The sequence below is a fragment of the Shewanella sp. SACH genome (assembly GCF_001887095.2).
GTDB lineage: Bacteria > Pseudomonadota > Gammaproteobacteria > Enterobacterales > Shewanellaceae > Shewanella > Shewanella baltica.
This window is the reverse complement of sequence record NZ_MPDG02000001.1, coordinates 1679189-1696249: the sequence shown is the minus strand read 5'-3', so window position 1 is coordinate 1696249 and position 17061 is coordinate 1679189. Positions and strand designations below refer to the sequence as shown.

The following is a 17061-nucleotide window of genomic DNA, read 5'->3' as shown; positions in this document are numbered from 1 at the left end:
ACAGTATCTTAGGTGATGAGTGATTAAAAAAATTAGCTTGAAATGGCCACTAAGTTATAACGGACTAAATCAGCGCTGATAATGCTTCACTTAAAAAATTTCGGTATGTAGCGCAGCCCGGTAGCGCACTGTCATGGGGTGTCAGGGGTCGGAGGTTCGAATCCTCTCATACCGACCAAATTAAATGCTTAATTGTTAGGCTGTTTTAATTATTAAGATAAGTGACAGTTAAGTAAAAACAAAACCCCGTGGTAGCATTGCTATACGGGGTTTTGTTTTTTTATATCTTTTTTGTGGTCATGAGGACTAACGATAATCGTTTAAGCTCCAGTAGTCGACTTCATTGGTACAGTTAAGACAAAAATTCTTAACGTGAAATGACACGTTTCACATCGATATTTGCATTCGCCATTTAGCATTTAAGACATTATTGAGTAGGACATTTACCTATGCGCGCGTTTGTTTTACGAGCAAGATCAGCACCTACTGACAGTCAGTTGTTTTTGGCTTCTGTCGGCCAAGAGGCGCACACCGAGATTTTGGCTCATACCCTGATGAACACTATCTTTGTGGCTCAGTCCCATCGAAACGATGTTGTCGTTTATCTAGTGTTAGAAAGTACCCATGATTTTTCCCGCACTATTTGCTTCGATACTCGAAATATTTGCCATATTGGCGGTTTTCACGAACAAGCTTTGCTGACGAAAATTGCCAAGGCCTTAGATATTTCTCGGGGCATGACGAAAGAGCAAACTCGCGTTGTGGATGAGGGCATTACTGTGAGCACCATCAGTTTTGAAAAGCTGGTGCAGGACCTCGCGGTGGATTATCAATTGTTTATGATGGATAAGAAGGGCACCTCTATCCGTGAGCAGGAGTTTGTGGGGAATCCGTGCTTTTTGCTGACCGATCATATTCCTATGCCGAAGAAAAGTTTTAATACTTTGAAACGACTCGGCGCGCAAAAGATCAGCCTTGGGCCTAAGATGCTGTTTGCTTCCCAGTGCGTGGTGTTGATCCATAATGAATTGGATATCAATCAGTAGCCGCTGAGCCTTATGTCTCGCCGCTAACGCTGACGATTCTCGTGTTGCAGCTCGTGTAAAGCCCCATTTTAAATGGGGCTTTTTTGTTTTTAGCTACAGGTAACACCTTGGCATCGCGTTTTTAATGAGTTGCTTCAAATTGCGACACTGACACTGACACTGACACAGGCTTGGGTTTTATAAGGACTTTATCCATACAAGGAGGAGAGTAATAAATAAGCTTTTATATCTTCCCCTTTAAAAACGCGATCGCTTTTTGGGCTCTGCGTGACAAGGGCCATTCCGCGCGGTGGATAAGCCAAATGGTGTCTACAACTTGGCTGCCACATTCAACGACATAGATATCTTGTTGTCGTTCAAAGGCTTTGCGGGCGTATTGTGGTATAACTGTAAATCCTAGTCCTTTCGCGACAGGTTCGAGGATCAGGCTGATTTGGTTGGTAAATCCTTTACAGGGAATGTCTTGAATACCGGGATTACTTGGATATTTTCGGCTAAGTAACCGAGTTGCCATGGCCTCGCCATCGGGATGGGAGATAAACCCTAGCCGTTGTAAATCAACCCATTCATTTTGTTTGTGGCACGCAGGTACGACGAGCTCAAGCGGCTCTTCGGTGAAATGCGTGCTGTGAATGCGAGGATCGGAAGGTTTTAAGGTCACCATGCCGATTTCATGTTCATTGGCTAATACCGAGGCGACTATTTCACTGTCAGGGGCAAAACGGTGGCGAATGTTTAATGCCGGAAAGGCTTGTTGAAGTTCGATTAACAACGGAAAGAGTGTTAAACCAATGCTTCCCGGAGTGATGATGCTAATGTCGCCGACCTCAGCATCATCATGGATCAGTTTCTGCTGTAAGCGTTTGTGCGCGCATTCGACGTCTTTAACGTAGGTCAGCAGGTTTTCGCCAATCGGAGTGATTTCAAGTTGACGGGGGCGGCGTAAAAACAGTGTGCCGTATTCCTCTTCTAAGCGACTGATATGTTGGCTCACGGCCGCTTGGGTAATACCAATGGCTTCGGCGGTTCGGGTGAAGTTACCTTTCTCGACCAGAACAGCAAAGGTGTGTAACCACTGTGGATTTATCATAAGCAAACTTTATCAACTCTATAATCTGTGCGTGCTTTTAATTATGACACGATAAGGCTAGTCTGTCGTCATTCAGTATTCCATTCCTTTTTGATTCTATTTGACACAGGAAACACCCATGGCCGATCTATTTTCATCCTTCAAACTTAAAGACATCACCCTCAAAAATCGTATTGCCGTTGCGCCCATGTGCCAATATCAAGCCACGGACGGACTCATCAACGACTGGCATCAGGTGCATTACACTAGCCTTGCCCGTGGCGGAGCGGGTTTAGTTGTGGTTGAAGCTACCGCGGTTTCTCCTGAAGGACGCATTACCCCAAAATGCCTTGGGTTATGGAATGACGAACAAGCTCAAGGTCTCGCAAAGGTGGCTAGCGCTATTAAAAATGCCGGCGCTGTCGCTGGTATTCAGATTGGTCATGCGGGCCGTAAAGCGAGTGCCAATATCCCATGGGAAGGTGATGATCATATTCCCAATGGTGAAGGACAAGGCTGGCAACCAATTGCGCCGTCTGCTGTTGCTTTTGGCGCAAACTTACCTAAAGTACCAACTGCTATGACGATTGAGGACATTGAGCGCGTTAAAGCAGACTTTGTTGCTGCGGCAAAACGGGCTTTAGCGGCAGGATTTGAATGGTTGGAGCTGCATTTCGCCCACGGTTATTTAGCCCAAAGTTTCTTTTCAACCTATGCCAATGAACGCACCGACCAATATGGTGGCAGTGCAGAAGGGCGGGGACGCTTTTTGTTAGAAACGGTTGCGGCAGTTAGAGAAGTTTGGCCACAGCATTTGCCCTTAACGGCGCGATTTGGTGTGATTGAATTCGACCATAAAGATGAAGAAACGCTAACTGAATCAATCGCCTTGGTGAAGCAATTTAAGCAAGCGGGGCTCGATATGTTAAACGTCAGCATTTGTTTTTCAACGCCGACGGCAAATATTCCATGGAGCCCGGCATTCTTAGCGCCTATTGCTGCGCGGGTTCGCCAAGAAGTGGGTTTCCCTGTTGCGACGTCGTGGGGCATGGATAATCCGCAGCACGCCAATGCGGCCATTGAAGATGAACAAATGGATTTAGTGATGATAGGTAAAGCCTTTTTAGCGAATCCACATTGGCCATATCAAGCGGCACAAACCTTAAAGATTGCGCGCCCATCTTGGGTATTACCCGCTTCCTACGCCCATTGGTTGGAGCGTTACTCCACGGTTAAAGCCGATTGATTACGAATAGACTTGATCGTGAGTGAGTTCATTGCGAGCTAATTTTATGGTTGATTGGTTTGATTGTGACTTAGTTTTATTGTGGATTGGCGTAAGTTAAGTTCTTAATATTTAGCCCTAGTCTAAAAAGCCGTTATCTCTGGATAGCGGCTTTTTGTTTTGGGGATACGCAAACTCAGGTGGAAGGGGAATCGGTTAATCATCTTGTGATGAACTCTGATTTCTAAGCATTTCTTCTGTCGCTAGGGGAATAAAAAAAGCCCCAATCCGCAGGGCTTCTTCGGGAAGAGGATGAAGATTAGTGATTATAGAAACGTCGACCTTCGCGCATTACTTCAATCAACTCAGGCGCACTCATTTTCTTATTGAGCCTATGTTCATAGTTTTCATCGTAAATACGGTATTTGCCGTGGCGGTCAATCACTGTCACTTCCGCTTCTTGGTAGATAGCGAAGATGCGGCTATCACCAATATAGATCCACGTTTCTTTACTCGGCTGCAATAGACTGCGGCCAGCGCTGTATTCAGTGGTGTTATTGGTACAACCGAGCACATGGGTCATCAGGGTCGGCGCGATGCCGTAATGGCTAGTGCGGTATTTGACCTTAGACGCGCCCGTATTGGGCCAGTGGATTACCAAGGGTACTTTGACACTTTGTGGTGACAGATTGCGATTCGCTTCGTCACTATTACTGGTGAACATCTTGCCATTTACCCCTGTGATAATCACTAAGGTATCCTTGGGCACATTGGCCAGCATTGCCTTAAGTTGTTGATCGACAAAATACAGTGATTGGCGATATTGATTAAACAGTACCTTTTGCGCTGGCATCAGGGCGGGATCGGCTTTTACCGTTTCAATGCCAAGGAAACCCACGGGAGTATCGAAATTCTCTGGTGCTTTTAAGTTAACAAGTGCAAACCAAGGTTTATTTTGGATGCTGTGCCACTCGTTAAAACTGGCCACAGTGTGCAAGTCGGCATCGGCGCTGCCATTGGTTTCTTTAGCAATCACAGGATTAAAATCATTAAACATTGCCTGTGACGAACGCAAATTAAGATTGGTTTCAGGCAGGAAAAGCCCCAGTTCATAACCCGCTTGCTGGAAGCTTCTGGTCATTAGCGGACTGGTGCTATTAAAAATTCGCGCATCGCCATAACTGCCTTGCAGGCCGTAGAGTAGCGAAAACATACCGGTTCTAAATTGGTTGCCGCCGCTGAAATGCTGGGTAAAAGACTGATTACTTTCAGTGTATTGCTGCAAGAATGGCATGCTTTTGCCATCGACCATATCGGCACGCAAACTATCGATGGTGATCATCAACACATTGATTTTAGTGTCAGCTTGGCAGGTCAGTGGTTGCTCTGGATAATTGAGTACACTGGTATTGTGATTGACATCGTCACCTTGTGACGAGCCATCAATACCGTGACTTTCCATAAAGGAGCGCGCAGTCGCAGGGTATGATAAAGGATAAGTATCATCGAAACGGGTAATTTCAGTGATGTCGGCGGCATCAGCCCAAATGTGGATCAAGTGGCTGCTGACAAAACAGATACCCACTAAGGTGATGACTTTATTGCCTAAATTCAGCTTTTGGATTTTCTCTATTCGCTTCCACAAAAAGTTCGCTGCCGTAAGCTCAATAGCAATAATGGCGAGTGGCGTGACGATATAGGAAGTACCGTGGAGCAGGGCATTGAGATCCGCCCAGGCCAAATCGAAGGCGAAGGGGCTCAAGTGCATGCCGTAATCGGCGTAAACAATAGTATCGTACAATAAGATACAGAGACTTAGGGTCGCAATCACCGCCGCGACGCCTCTTAATATCTTCGAATAAGGCAATATCAAGGTCAGTGGGAACAGACAGATCAAATAGGCGATAAAGGCGAGAAAGCTAAACTGACCAATAGTGCTGACGCTTAGATAAACCCAGCCATACCAAGTTTCTGGATAACCCACGCTGCCAAGATATCGGCTGCCGACTATCATGGCTAATAGGCCATTGAAGAAGGCGAACCAATGTCCCCAGTTGATGAGCCGGGAAACCCGATCGCGGCTCATTTGCTTTTTTCGCTCGACCATAGTGATCCGCTTATTCCTAAAAGACCTTGTATCTTATATTCTTTTGACGATTATTACCCAGTTAACTTACTGGGATTTAACCGATTGTGCGAGTGCTTTTGCAAATTGTTCGGCCACGGCTTGGCGCGATTCGCTTGGCACTTTACGTTCTAGCAGGTTTGTCACGCAGTTACCCAATGCCATCAGGCTCAGGTCAGTCGGTGCTTTATGCTTTTCTAACACAGCCAATATTTCGGCGATTAATGATTCAACTTGGGTGTTTGAGTATTTCGATTGGATTGCCATAATCAAAAAATGTTTCACTTTGGAATGGATTAGCGGCATATAATAGCGGATTTATCCCAGTATCACTATCAGGGCTTATGAGTATTAACATCGAACACGCAATTATTCACGAGATTTCTCAGGACAGTCAGGGGCAATTACGCTGCCGTTTGCGTCCTCAACCTCTGCTGAACGGTCAGGCGGTCGAGGTGATGCTCGACGAGTTACACCAGACTTATACGGGAAAGGCCGGTAAAGGTTTTGGCTATTTTGGGATTCATGGCGACGACGGTGAGGCCAATCCTGCTTTTGCCAATGCGCTAACTCAATACCGTGGCGGCGATTTAGGATTTGTGGAATTTTCTGGCCAAGCCAGTAAATTACTGCAAGAAGAATTGTCGAAATACGATTTCAGCCAAGGCGGTTTTTTGCTGATGTCTTGCTACACCAGCATCACCAGCGATTATCTGTTTGTCGCCTTATTAAGTGCTAAGTCATCGATGACTGTGCTGGACGATATGGAACTGTCGCAAAATAATCATTTGGATTTAAACAATATCCAACTGGCGGCACGCATCGATTTAACCGAGTGGCAAGCCGATAAAGACTCGCGTAAATACATTTCCTTTATCCGTGGCCGTGCTGGACGCAAAGTTGCTGACTTTTTCCTCGACTTTATGGGCTGCGTTGAAGGCGTTAACACTAAGGCGCAAAACAAAACCTTAATGAATGCGGTTGAAGATTTTGTTGCCAGCAGTGAGTTGACGAAAGACGAGCGTCAGCAGTGCCGCAATAAAGTGTTTGAATACTGTAGTGAGCGTTTCGATGAAGGCGCTGACATTGAGATCAAAGACTTGGCCGATGAGTTAGCCGATCAAGGTATGGATTCTTTCTACGATTTTGCCCGTGGCGGCAGTTATGATCTCGACGAAGAGTTTCCGGCCGATAAATCGACCCTGCGCCAATTGAAGAAGTTTTCAGGTACTGGCGGCGGCGTAACGTTAAGTTTTGATGGCGGCCACTTAGGTCAACGGGTGATTTACGATCCCATCTCGGATACGATTTTAATCAAAGGTGTGCCAGCAAACTTAAAAGATCAGCTCGACCGTCGTCTTAAAGGCGAATAAGCCACGATAAACCTGTTGGTTTAATCAAGGTAACGAACGTGAAAAGGCCGAGAGTGTTTACTCTCGGCCTTTTTGTTGGGTCTGTTCCGTCCTAAATAGCGTTGTCGATTTAGTGACTGTTACTACTTTAATAGCTCACTGCTAACTGGCTTACTACTCATTGGATCATGGCTAAAAGGCACTGGTCGCGGTGTGTTCTTGTTGGATGGCGGCAAAATCGGCAAGGTGATCTGAGGTTGATCTCCCGTCAACGAGACGAGAAAGGCGACCATTTCTAGATTTTCTTTGTCCGACAGTTTTTGGCCTAATTGAATATCGGCCATAGTGTTCACCGCTTCTTCTAAGGTCCAGACACTGCCGTCGTGGAAGTAGGGATAGGTGAGTTCAATATTGCGCAGTGTCGGCACTTTAAAGACAAACTTATCGGCTTCTTTACCTGTGACTGCGATACGGCCTTCGGCGGGATTATTGGTGTGGAAAGGTTTAATCAATCCCATCTTCATATACATAGTGCCACCGACGGCTGGACCGTTATGGCAGCTTACACACCCTTTGCTCTTAAAGAGTTGGTAACCCGCTTTGGCATCCACACTGATCGCATCTTGCTTACCCAATAAATATTGATCGAACGGACTATTTGGCGTGACTAAGGTTTTTTCAAAGGTGGAAATCGCATCGGTTAAGCGATCAATCGTGACGTTTTCATCGCCATAGACTTTGGCAAAATGCGCCCGATAGGCAGGCATAGAGGCAATAGTTTGTGTCGCGAGTGCATGGCTATAGCCCATTTCCTTAGGATTCTCGATAGGGCCAGCGGCTTGCGCTTGTAAATCACTGGCGCGGCCATCCCAAAATTGCGCCAGCATATAATTGGCATTGAGCACTGTGGGCGAGTTAATCGGGCCTTGTTGCCAATTATGGCCAACAGAGGTTGGTAGGGCATCGACTCCGCCAGTGGCTAAATTGTGGCAAGAGTTACAGGAGATGTAGCCCGATTTGGATAGCCTTGGTTCGAAGAACAGCATTTTACCGAGTTCAACTTTCTCCGGTTCGGTAACTTTCACCGCTTTTATCACTTCGATGGGTTCAGCACTGATGGCATGGGCACTGGCGAAAATACCCGCAATGAAAATAGCAATAGATGTGAGTTTGGTCATCTTGTTTTCCCTGTATAACCTTAATTAAATTGTGGTTTACAAAGGGATGGTAGAGGTTAATGTTAATAATTGATAACACCTTGTTTCGATTGGGTCTATCGCTGTTGCGGATTAAGCTTTTGCGATCTCATTCGCTGTTTTGACTGTGTTATTTTGCTAGGTTGAATCCTGTTTCGGTTAGGGTTTTATCTGTTAATCGGCAAGGTCGATGCATAGTGACTTTTTTGTCTATCAATATCTGATGATTACCCTTTTTTCTCGATTAACATATCGCACGATTAGAGTATTGATAAACCCAAACAAGCAAAATCCTGGACGCGGGCGTGTTAAGGCGTGGGATATTGGCACCGTTAGCGTTGAAAATGGTGGACTCATTTTTGGGCAAATGCACTTTTTGTTAGAGTTAATGCAATACTTGGCTTGAGTGCGGGGCAAAAGTTTTAATGCGTTTTAATACACTGTGGGGTCTTAATAAAACGGGATCCCAATACAGCTCTGGGTTGAATACTACTCTGGGGTCGAAGAAGCTCTGGCCTTGAATGTTTATCTGGGTCTGAGCCTAGAAAGGGGCCCTAAACTAAGCATTAAGTATCATTGCTGGATTTTTGCGTACCTGATACAAAAATAGAGACTCAACCCAATACAAATTTGCGGCAGAGCTGATTCATTTGTCGCGACAAGCGGCGGAATTGATTAGAATCTCCATTCATGTTGAGTTTACTCGTTTTGGGTACTCAAGTTAGCACGCTCGGCCATCGCTAAGTGGTGCTTTCAAATTAAGTAGGTGGACTGTTTTTCTGCCGAGGAGCGTTAATGCAACTGTTTGTCAAAGATTTAACTGTGATCGATTTTTCCTATTTGTGCCCAAAGCGCGGCATGGTGGGAGAGAGTTGGATTGTCGATGTTCTGCTTGAGGGCGGATTAGACGAGCAAAACATGGTGCTCGATTTTGCTAAGGTGAAACGCACCATCAAGCAGACCATAGATGCGGTGGCCGATCATCGTTTACTTGTGCCTACGGCGTGCAGCAGTGTGCGTTGGCAGCAACAGGGCGATAGAGTGTGGATGGATTTTGATAGCCAGTTAGGTGAAATCCATTTGGCCTGTCCTTCCCAAGCCTTTGCCTTAGTGCCGACCGAACAAATTGATATTCCAAGCGTGAATGCTTTTTTACAGAAAGCGTTACGCGAAGCCTTACCTAAGAATGTCGAAGGGATCACGCTCACCTTGAGACATGAAATCCTCGATACGCCTTATTATCATTACAGCCATGGTTTACGTAAACATGATGGTAATTGCCAGCGTATCGCCCATGGACATCGTAGCCCAATTCATGTGTTTGAAAATGGCAGCCCAGCACCAAAGTGGGATGAGTATTGGGCCAAGCGCTGGCACGATATTTATTTAGGCAGTGAAGAGGATTTGGTTTCTGTTGACACCCTGAATTTATCGTCTCAGACGCGGATCACCGATGACAGTCATTATGGTTTCCATTACCAAGCGCCCCAAGGGGATTTCCAATTGGCGATGCCAAAGGAAGGCTGTGATTTAATTCCCCATGACACGACGGTTGAGTTGTTAGCCGACTATATTGCCACGACACTCGTTGCTAAAGTGCCCGGAAGTCAGTTTAAAGTGGTGGCATTTGAAGGTGTGGGTAAAGGCGCGATTGTTTCTAAGGGATAAGCGCTAAGTTTGGGTAAATAGAGTCGAGTAAATATAAATTACTTGCTGAAAGAGCCTCGGCAGATTGTCGGGGCTTTTTTGTGTCTTCATCGTATTAGAAGAATAGTGAGTGTTAGTATCTGCAATACATGAGCTATTTAACATGAGGGATTTGCGCCGCTGTAGATCGATTTTTATGACGTGTTAGGTTAACGTGGCACACATGTTTAATCGGTCAGAGTTTAGTGATTCAGTGTTAGCGATGAGTTAGTGGTGTGCTGGTGATGCGTTAGTGTCGTGCAGAACGCATTCAATGGGCCTTGGACCAAGTTGACCATCGATAAGGATTTTTGTGAAGATGTCTAAGAGTAGAATATTAGAAACTCAGATTTTGGAAACTACTGTTTTGAGAAATGTTTTGTGAAGATGTCTAAGAGTAGAATATTAGGAACTCAGATTTTGGAAACTATTGGTTTGGGAAACGTTTTGGGAAGAAATAAGATGTTGGGACATCGTTTAACGGCATGGTTAACCTTGGGCTTAGTGCTTATGGCGCCTCATGTACAAGCAGCGGTAAGTTTGCAAGGTAAGCTAGAGCAAGGTGCATTAGTGCGTGGTCAAGCGCCAGCGGGCACTCAGATTAGCTTAAATGGTGCAGCCATTAAGGTCACGCCTGACGGTCATTTTGCCTTTGGTTTTGATCGCGATGGTGAACTGAGTCAGCAGCTAACCTTAGTTTATCCCGATGGTTTGACTGAGGTTAAGCCTTTAACGTTAACCAAGCGTGAGTACAAGATTCAAAGTGTGAAGGGCATTAGCTCGAAGATTATGAAGCCCGATCCCGTCGCGCAGGAAAGAGCGGCGAAAGACACGGCGCAGGTCAAAGCGGCACGGGCCACATTTAGCGAGCAAACGGCCTTTTTACAAGAGTTTATTTGGCCTCTGACGGGGCGTATTTCAGGGGTTTATGGAAGCCAACGTATTTATAACGACGTACCCGGTAATCCACACTTTGGTGTGGATGTGGCAGCGAAAACGGGCACTGTAGTGGTGGCGCCCGCCGATGGTGTGATAAGTCTGTCTGTGCCCGACATGTTTTATTCGGGTGGGACTATGGTGATCGATCATGGTTACGGCGTGAGTTCAAGCTTTTTGCACTTGAGTAAGCTGTACGTCAACGCGGGTGAAGTGGTTAAGCAAGGTCAAGCCGTGGCTGAGGTGGGCGCAACAGGCCGTGCTAATGGCCCGCACTTAGATTGGCGAGTGAACTGGTATCAAATGCGCCTCGATCCCACGACCATAGTACCACCAATGGCAACTGTGCTGGCGAATGAGAAAGCTAACAAAGCGGCTAAAAAGGGCTAGGTACGATATACAGTTCATGCTCACTAAAATGGCGCAATGATGCGCCATTTTTTATGATTCTTATCCTTAGCACTCAGTGAGTTGGATTTTTCTAGACTCGTTTGAACTGTCCGCTTGCAGATAATGAGTTTCAATCGATTAGCTTAAAAAGATTACTTCAACAATGGATGATCGGCGGGTAGCTGGCGGGTGATCCACAAAATCAGTTTGTGTTTCATGTTTGGCCCATCTTCTTTATCTTTGGCCAGTGGCTGGATCAAGTTGTCTGTGACCAATAAACGGTAAATACATTCCACTTTGTCTTTGGGCGAGATGCCCTTGTCGAAGTCCGCATATCCGCGTTTTTTGGCATATCCAACACCGATTTCCATGGCGAACTTCAATATTTGCGCTTCGTTCTTGTGTGGCTTCATTGGCGATCCTCTGTTTGCACATCGAATCCATTAAGTGGACTCGATAATGTGTGCCTGATGGCTTCTGCGAGTTATACGTCCTAAGTTACGCTAAATATGCTGTTTTCTAGATTTAATTTTGGCAATTTTTGACAAAACGACCAAAAAACGGGCCTAAAAATAATCTGAACACTGAGTCTGATTAAATAGTCATCAGCTCAGATGTTAACTCCGTTACTATCGTAGGTTTTAGCTAAGGCAAGTGCCAATGAAAATCTAAGCTCAGTTTTATTTTCCTGCGTTTAAGTCTGACTTAACATTCAAATACTTGTTCGCTCGCGATCACCGCTTTTATGCCATGGGGATGCACTTTAATGCACACATCATCGCGTTTAAAGGCGATCGTCGGATTGGCTAAACGCTCTTTATCCCCTTTGGGCGAGCTCATCTTAATTTTTATCCCAGCAAGGGATGCTATGCCTTGTGAGTTCAAGCCTAGTGAGCTTGACGGAACAGGCTCAGCAGCCTGTTCTGATGGTAGCAAAGCGCTGAGTTTGGGACACAGGGCGAGCAAATCTTGGCTCAGGGTATCGCAATCTTTGGCTTTAGAATCAATGACTAGCTCTATGTGTTCCCAGCCTTCTTGCGGATAGACTTTGTCGCTGGGGTAGGGAAGTTCAACACAGGCAATGCTGAATTGACCGAGCGTGAGTGGGGTATCCAGTTCGATAATCAGAATCGTACGGCCATTGATGATATTGTCTGAAATGATCTTACCTACACGGCTAAAGGTATCGCGCAGGGCATCGGCACTGGCGATGGAATTGACGCGCAGCGCGACATGATCGCAAACCAGTGCTTTATCCGCTAAGCCTAAGGTTTCAAGTAAGGCTAAAATCTGTGCTTCGAAGGCGGGCCAGCTTTGGGTTAATTGCTCATAGCTGATGTTTGTGCTCTGCGGCGTGGCAGCTTCATTGGATGATGACATATAGGCTCCAAGGCATGTGTATTGCCGTTAGTTTTTATCCCTTACACAAACTAACGGGGATAATACAGCTAACGATATGATGTAAATGGTTAAATAAAAACGCCCATTAAGCTGGGCGTGTTTGATATCGTGCAATTATCTATTTGGCGTGTTGCCATCGGGAAGTTGGCTAAGGTTACGGCCAAATCTCAATCGGCGTTCCTTCATCGACGACTTTCCACACTTCATCCATTTCGGCGTTGGTAATCGCGATACAGCCGTCGGTCCAGTTGTATTGCTGGGCTTGTTCTGGCGGCAGCGGCGACTTAGGGTTCTGGCCGTGGATCATGATCATGCCACCGGGTCTAATGCCTAAAGCTTTGGCTCTAAGTTTATCTTCTTCGTTGGGATAGGAAATATGGATCGATTTATAATAGGCACTGTCTGGCTTTTTATAATCTAAGGTATAACGCCCCTGTGGTGTGCGCTGATCGCCTTCCTTTAATTTGTGTCCTGCTGGCAAGTCACCCATAGCAATGCGATATTGTTTGAGTATTTTGCCATCGCGCAATAAAGCCATACTGGATTCGGATTTTGTGATCACCACAAGATCCACTTTACCCATGCCAGAGGCATGTAATACGGGTGAAACGAGTGCCGCGATAGTCACAGTGAGGGAGGTCAATGTGGAAAGTAGGGTGGCGCGCATGAAGTCCTCGAAAATTAACACTAGTTGTTGGCTTTTTTCGGCATCATACCGCAATTTTATCCTGCTGTGAGTAGATAATTTTGAGCTGAGTGCAATTGCATGGCAGACTCGTGGGATATTTATGATGTAATACCAATCGTATTAAATATCTGTTCATTCAGCGGGAGTTCAACGCGCTTTAGACAAGGCGAAGGCTTGAAGGCATAGTGGTGCTCTGTCGAAAGCCTTAAACGCAGTATAAAGCGCGTTGAAAACCGCCCTTCGGGAGTCTCACAGGCATCCCACTCCGGTGTTGCATTGACTTAAAAGGGAATAACCATTTCTGCGTCAATACGCCTTGGATTGAGATGCCTGTGAGGCTCTGAACTGATTAGATATTTAATGTGATTGGTATCATCCCAGTGTTACGTTAGTTTGTTGCAAGGAAGTCAAAGTTTGTATGTCTGAAAATATCGAATCCGAAAGCCCATTAAAACGTCAATTACGTACCATTATTTTTGGCACTGATACCCCCGCTGGCCGCTATTTTGATATCGCCTTAATGGTGTGCATTGTGCTGAGTGTCGGTTTAGTGTTCCTCGATACGGTCGAAATGTTCCATCGTGAATATGGGCAGATTATTCGCGTCTTGGAATGGGTCTTTACTGTCATCTTTACCATTGAATATGGTCTACGTTTGTACTGTGCGACTCATCCTGTGTTATATGCCCGCAGTTTTTATGGCGTCGTCGATTTATTATCGGTATTGCCAAGTTATCTGGCGTTACTGATCCCAGGCGCCAACTTTACCTTAGTCATCCGGATACTGAGGTTATTTAGGATTTTCCGCGTACTCAAATTACTGCGTTATTTGAGTGAAGGAAATGTGCTGCTTAGGGCGATGATGCAGTCGAGCCGTAAGGTTTTTTTGTTTTTCTTCTCGGTCAGTTTGATCGTTATGGTGCTCAGTGCGGTAATGTATGTGGTTGAAGGGCCTGATAATGGTTTCAGTTCAATTCCTAAATCTGTCTACTGGACGATTGTGACGATTACCACTGTAGGTTACGGCGACATTACCCCTAAAACGGGATTAGGGCAGGCGATTGCGGCTTTTACTATGCTGATTGGTTACTCAATTATCGCGATCCCAACTGGGATTTTAACTGCGGAAATCTCCCAAGAAGTAGGGCGTCATCGAGATTTACGCTCGTGCAATCAATGCCATAAAACCGGTCACGATCTTGATGCCATGTACTGTAGCCGTTGCGGATGCGAGTTAGATAGTCTAGATACCCCCGTTGAAAAAGGCGCTTAGTCATTGCGTTGGCGGACACTTATTATTTTTTGCAGGTAAAACACACGTATGACGCAAGCCAAGTTTGTTGAAGGCCCCATATTACGCCACATCTTAGTGATGAGTTCGACCGCCGCGGTGGGGATTTCTGCCTTATTTGTGGTGGATTTACTGGATATCTTTTTCCTGAGTTTATTAGGGGAGCATGAGCTTGCTGCGGCTGTAGGTTATGCGGGCAGTATCTCCTTTTTCACTACATCCATTGGGATAGGCTTATCAATTGCTTTAGGCGCTTTAGTGTCTCGCTCGATAGGCGCAAAAGATGTGGTGCTGGCAAAGCGGTTATTACTCAATAGCGCTGTTGTGACAACGCTGATTAGTGTGCTGGTGGCCGCGGTGGTCACTACCTTCATCCCCGAGTTGGTTGCCTTAGTGGGCGCAAGTGGCCATACGGCTGAGCTTGCGGCCAGCTACTTGTATATCTTAGTGCCTTCCTTGCCCTTTATTTGTCTTGCGATGGCGCTCGGCGGGGCTTTGCGCGCCGTGGGTGATGCAAAGTTATCCATGATGTCGACCTTAGCGGGCGGCGGAGTCAATGCGGTGCTCGACCCGATTTTTATCTTCATGTTCGCAATGGGGATAGAAGGCGCAGCATTGGCATCAGTCTTAGCGCGGGTGGCGGTATTTGTGATTGCTGGTCGCGGCGTTGTGGTGAAGCATAAGTTGTTAGGTCATTTCGATAAGGCGCATTTTGTCGCCGATCTAAAACCCATTTTTGCCATTGCGGGCCCTGCGATGTTAACCAATGTGGCAACGCCTATCGGTAATGCCTTTGTGACCCGAGCCATTGCCGATTTCGGTGACGCTTATGTGGCGGGCTGGGCGGTATTAGGGCGCTTAATCCCGGTGACCTTTGGGATGATCTTTGCGCTCTCGGGCGCGATTGGACCTATTGTTGGGCAAAACTTTGGTGCGGGGCAGTTTGACCGAGTTCGTGAGAGCTTAACGCGAGCTATCCAGTTTTGTGCTGTGTATGTGTTGGTGATGTCATTAGTGCTGTTTGTGCTTAAGTCGCATCTTGTCAGTATGTTTGATATGAAGGGTGATAGCGCCGACCTTATCCACTTCTTCTGCAGTTATATCGCGGTATTCTTTATCTTTTCGGGGATTTTATTTGTGGCGAATGCGTCCTTTAATAACCTCGGCAAGGCAAAATACTCCACCCTGTTCAATGTCGGTAAAGCCACCTTAGGCACAGTGCCTTTTGTGTATTTTGGTGCACTCTGGGGCGGAGTTTACGGCGTATTGATTGGGCAAATATTAGGGTCTATTTTGTTTGGCACCTTAGGTGTGTGGGTTGCTTATCGTTTAGTGGATAAAGTGGCGGCGCAGGCCCAGTTTTCCGCGATGGCGAATGTCGGTGGCGTTAATGCTGTTCCCTGCAATGTTGCGCTGACTGAGGAAGAAGAAATCGCTAATTGTGTAGCGGAGAACTTGCCGAGCGCGACCAATCCGCTTTCATCCTCTTGCGTGCAGATGGCGCAATTAACCGAGGAGCAAGAGAGTGAGTCGGTATTGCCGATAACGTATTTGGAAGAAGGTAAAAAGCCGAACTGACTTTATAGGCTATGTGGTTTGCCAAAGCAGGCTAGCAGCGCTCCCTTAGGAATACAGAAAAACAAAATGCCACAAGATTGCTTGTGGCATTTTTGTTTGAAGCGGCGTTTACAGTTAATCTAGTCGGGTTAACAATGCACAACAATACGCCGCTAGAAAGCGTTATTCTGCGGTACGCTTATTCTTCAGTACTGCTTATTCTTCAATGCTTGGCGCGTCTTGTTGGCCTTCGACTTGTTCAGTCGTGGCTTCTAATGCCGCCATTTTTGCGCGATCGGCCTTAGAGATGTAACCTGATTTCGCTGGCGAGCCGATAGTCACGGGATCGACTTTATTCAGTCTGGCCTTAGCGCGTTTAGCTATTTTCTTGATGATCTTTTGTTTCTTGTTCATGACGTCTCTAATTTCGTTTCGCACCCGCTATGCGCAGGAATATGAGGCCAAGGGCTCAATTGAGGGCGGATTCTAACTCAATCTGAGCTAACTGACTATGTTTTGCTGAATTGTTTTATTGAAAGCTGTCGAAAAGAACCGCAACTTTTTGGTGACTAATTTGGCGGTCAATTTGGCAATCGCCCGTTTTCACGGGAGTTTGACTCAATGGGCAGTACAGGGATGAGTTCAATCGATGTCGAGTATTTTGCGCTACCTGCTGTCAGTTGGCGTTAAAAGCCATTATATTGCCCAGCATTATTAGTTCGATAAACTGACGTTAATGTCATTTTTTATTGCTCCTGTACAATCCGAGGATAAGCTGTGTTACTTAATAAAATCACTTTTTTCGAGCGTTTTGAACACGATATCTTAAGTGGCGCGAAAACCATTACCCTGCGCGATGAAGCCGAATCCCATGTGATAGCGGGGCAAATTCTGCCTGTTTCCACCTTTGAAACTGACCGCTGGTTTTGTGATATCCAGATTATCGATGTCACGCCAGTAAAGTTAACTGAGCTCACCGAGATGCATGCCAAACAAGAGAATATGACTCTGCCACAGCTACGCGATGTGATTGCTGAGATTTATCCCGGCCTTGAGCAATTGTTTATGATCCGCTTTAGGATTTTGTAGCAGTAATCTG

Annotated in this window: 16 protein-coding genes and 1 tRNA gene; 9 read left to right on the top strand and 8 right to left on the bottom strand. The window is 46.0% G+C overall.

The features are described from left to right. Positions 1-101: 101 nt before the first annotated feature. Together BM607_RS07310 and trmY are read left to right on the top strand one after the other, a co-directional pair. Positions 102-178: transfer RNA gene (locus tag BM607_RS07310), tRNA-Pro, on the top strand. A 271-nt stretch (positions 179-449) separates the two neighbouring features. After that, positions 450-1046, top strand: coding sequence for a tRNA (pseudouridine(54)-N(1))-methyltransferase TrmY (trmY, locus tag BM607_RS07305; protein ID WP_006086220.1), 597 nt, complete (start codon positions 450-452; stop codon positions 1044-1046). A 223-nt stretch (positions 1047-1269) separates the two neighbouring features. On the opposite strand, the gene BM607_RS07300 is transcribed toward trmY, so the two are convergent. Beyond that, positions 1270-2136 (bottom strand): LysR family transcriptional regulator, encoded by an 867-nt coding sequence (locus BM607_RS07300; RefSeq protein ID WP_071939340.1) that lies wholly within the window; start codon positions 2134-2136, stop codon positions 1270-1272. A 118-nt stretch (positions 2137-2254) separates the two neighbouring features. Between BM607_RS07300 and BM607_RS07295 the strand changes: the two genes are divergently transcribed. Then, positions 2255-3361 (top strand): NADH:flavin oxidoreductase/NADH oxidase, encoded by a 1107-nt coding sequence (locus BM607_RS07295; protein ID WP_071939341.1) that lies wholly within the window; start codon positions 2255-2257, stop codon positions 3359-3361. Positions 3362-3659: 298 nt separating this feature from the next. Here the strand turns inward: BM607_RS07295 and BM607_RS07290 are convergent, their stop codons facing one another. Together BM607_RS07290 and BM607_RS07285 are read right to left on the bottom strand one after the other, a co-directional pair. Then, positions 3660-5447 (bottom strand): DUF3413 domain-containing protein, encoded by a 1788-nt coding sequence (locus tag BM607_RS07290; RefSeq protein ID WP_006081999.1) that lies wholly within the window; start codon positions 5445-5447, stop codon positions 3660-3662. 66 nt (positions 5448-5513) lie between these two features. Beyond that, a complete protein-coding gene (locus BM607_RS07285) occupies positions 5514-5732 on the bottom strand; it encodes a YejL family protein (protein ID WP_011847036.1) in 219 nt (72 codons plus the stop codon). Between the two features lie 77 nt (positions 5733-5809). Between BM607_RS07285 and yejK the strand changes: the two genes are divergently transcribed. Further along, entirely contained in the window at positions 5810-6838 is a 1029-nt protein-coding gene (gene yejK / locus BM607_RS07280; protein ID WP_006081997.1) for a nucleoid-associated protein YejK, read from the top strand. 122 nt (positions 6839-6960) lie between these two features. Here the strand turns inward: yejK and BM607_RS07275 are convergent, their stop codons facing one another. Beyond that, positions 6961-7995, bottom strand: coding sequence for a cytochrome-c peroxidase (locus BM607_RS07275; protein ID WP_012587451.1), 1035 nt, complete (start codon positions 7993-7995; stop codon positions 6961-6963). Positions 7996-8808: 813 nt separating this feature from the next. Between BM607_RS07275 and BM607_RS07265 the strand changes: the two genes are divergently transcribed. Continuing rightward, entirely contained in the window at positions 8809-9681 is an 873-nt protein-coding gene (locus tag BM607_RS07265; protein ID WP_006081995.1) for a 6-carboxytetrahydropterin synthase, read from the top strand. 480 nt (positions 9682-10161) lie between these two features. After that, positions 10162-11025, top strand: coding sequence for a M23 family metallopeptidase (locus BM607_RS07260; protein WP_071939343.1), 864 nt, complete (start codon positions 10162-10164; stop codon positions 11023-11025). A 152-nt stretch (positions 11026-11177) separates the two neighbouring features. On the opposite strand, the gene BM607_RS07255 is transcribed toward BM607_RS07260, so the two are convergent. From BM607_RS07255 to BM607_RS07245, 3 genes are all read right to left on the bottom strand, one after another. Further along, complete coding sequence (locus BM607_RS07255) at positions 11178-11438, bottom strand: DUF5062 family protein (RefSeq protein WP_006081993.1); 261 nt, start codon at positions 11436-11438, stop codon at positions 11178-11180. A 292-nt stretch (positions 11439-11730) separates the two neighbouring features. Continuing rightward, positions 11731-12405 (bottom strand): VOC family protein, encoded by a 675-nt coding sequence (locus tag BM607_RS07250; RefSeq protein WP_071939344.1) that lies wholly within the window; start codon positions 12403-12405, stop codon positions 11731-11733. Positions 12406-12580: 175 nt separating this feature from the next. Continuing rightward, positions 12581-13093 (bottom strand): L,D-transpeptidase family protein, encoded by a 513-nt coding sequence (locus tag BM607_RS07245; protein ID WP_049765989.1) that lies wholly within the window; start codon positions 13091-13093, stop codon positions 12581-12583. Between the two features lie 439 nt (positions 13094-13532). Here BM607_RS07245 and BM607_RS07240 point away from each other — a divergent pair, with 439 nt between their 5' ends. Both BM607_RS07240 and BM607_RS07235 read left to right on the top strand, forming a co-directional pair. Beyond that, on the top strand, positions 13533-14387 hold the full coding sequence (locus BM607_RS07240; protein ID WP_006086228.1) for an ion transporter: 855 nt from the start codon (positions 13533-13535) through the stop codon (positions 14385-14387). Between the two features lie 48 nt (positions 14388-14435). Next, positions 14436-15983 carry an MATE family efflux transporter gene (locus tag BM607_RS07235; RefSeq protein WP_071939345.1) on the top strand — a complete coding sequence of 516 codons (1548 nt, stop codon included), beginning with the start codon at positions 14436-14438 and terminating at the stop codon, positions 15981-15983. Between the two features lie 195 nt (positions 15984-16178). Here the strand turns inward: BM607_RS07235 and BM607_RS07230 are convergent, their stop codons facing one another. Further along, positions 16179-16376, bottom strand: a complete 198-nt coding sequence (locus tag BM607_RS07230; protein ID WP_011847029.1) for a DUF2986 domain-containing protein — start codon at positions 16374-16376, stop codon at positions 16179-16181. Positions 16377-16739: 363 nt separating this feature from the next. Here BM607_RS07230 and yqfB point away from each other — a divergent pair, with 363 nt between their 5' ends. Then, positions 16740-17051, top strand: a complete 312-nt coding sequence (gene yqfB, locus BM607_RS07225; protein ID WP_071939346.1) for a N(4)-acetylcytidine aminohydrolase — start codon at positions 16740-16742, stop codon at positions 17049-17051. Positions 17052-17061: the final 10 nt, after the last annotated feature.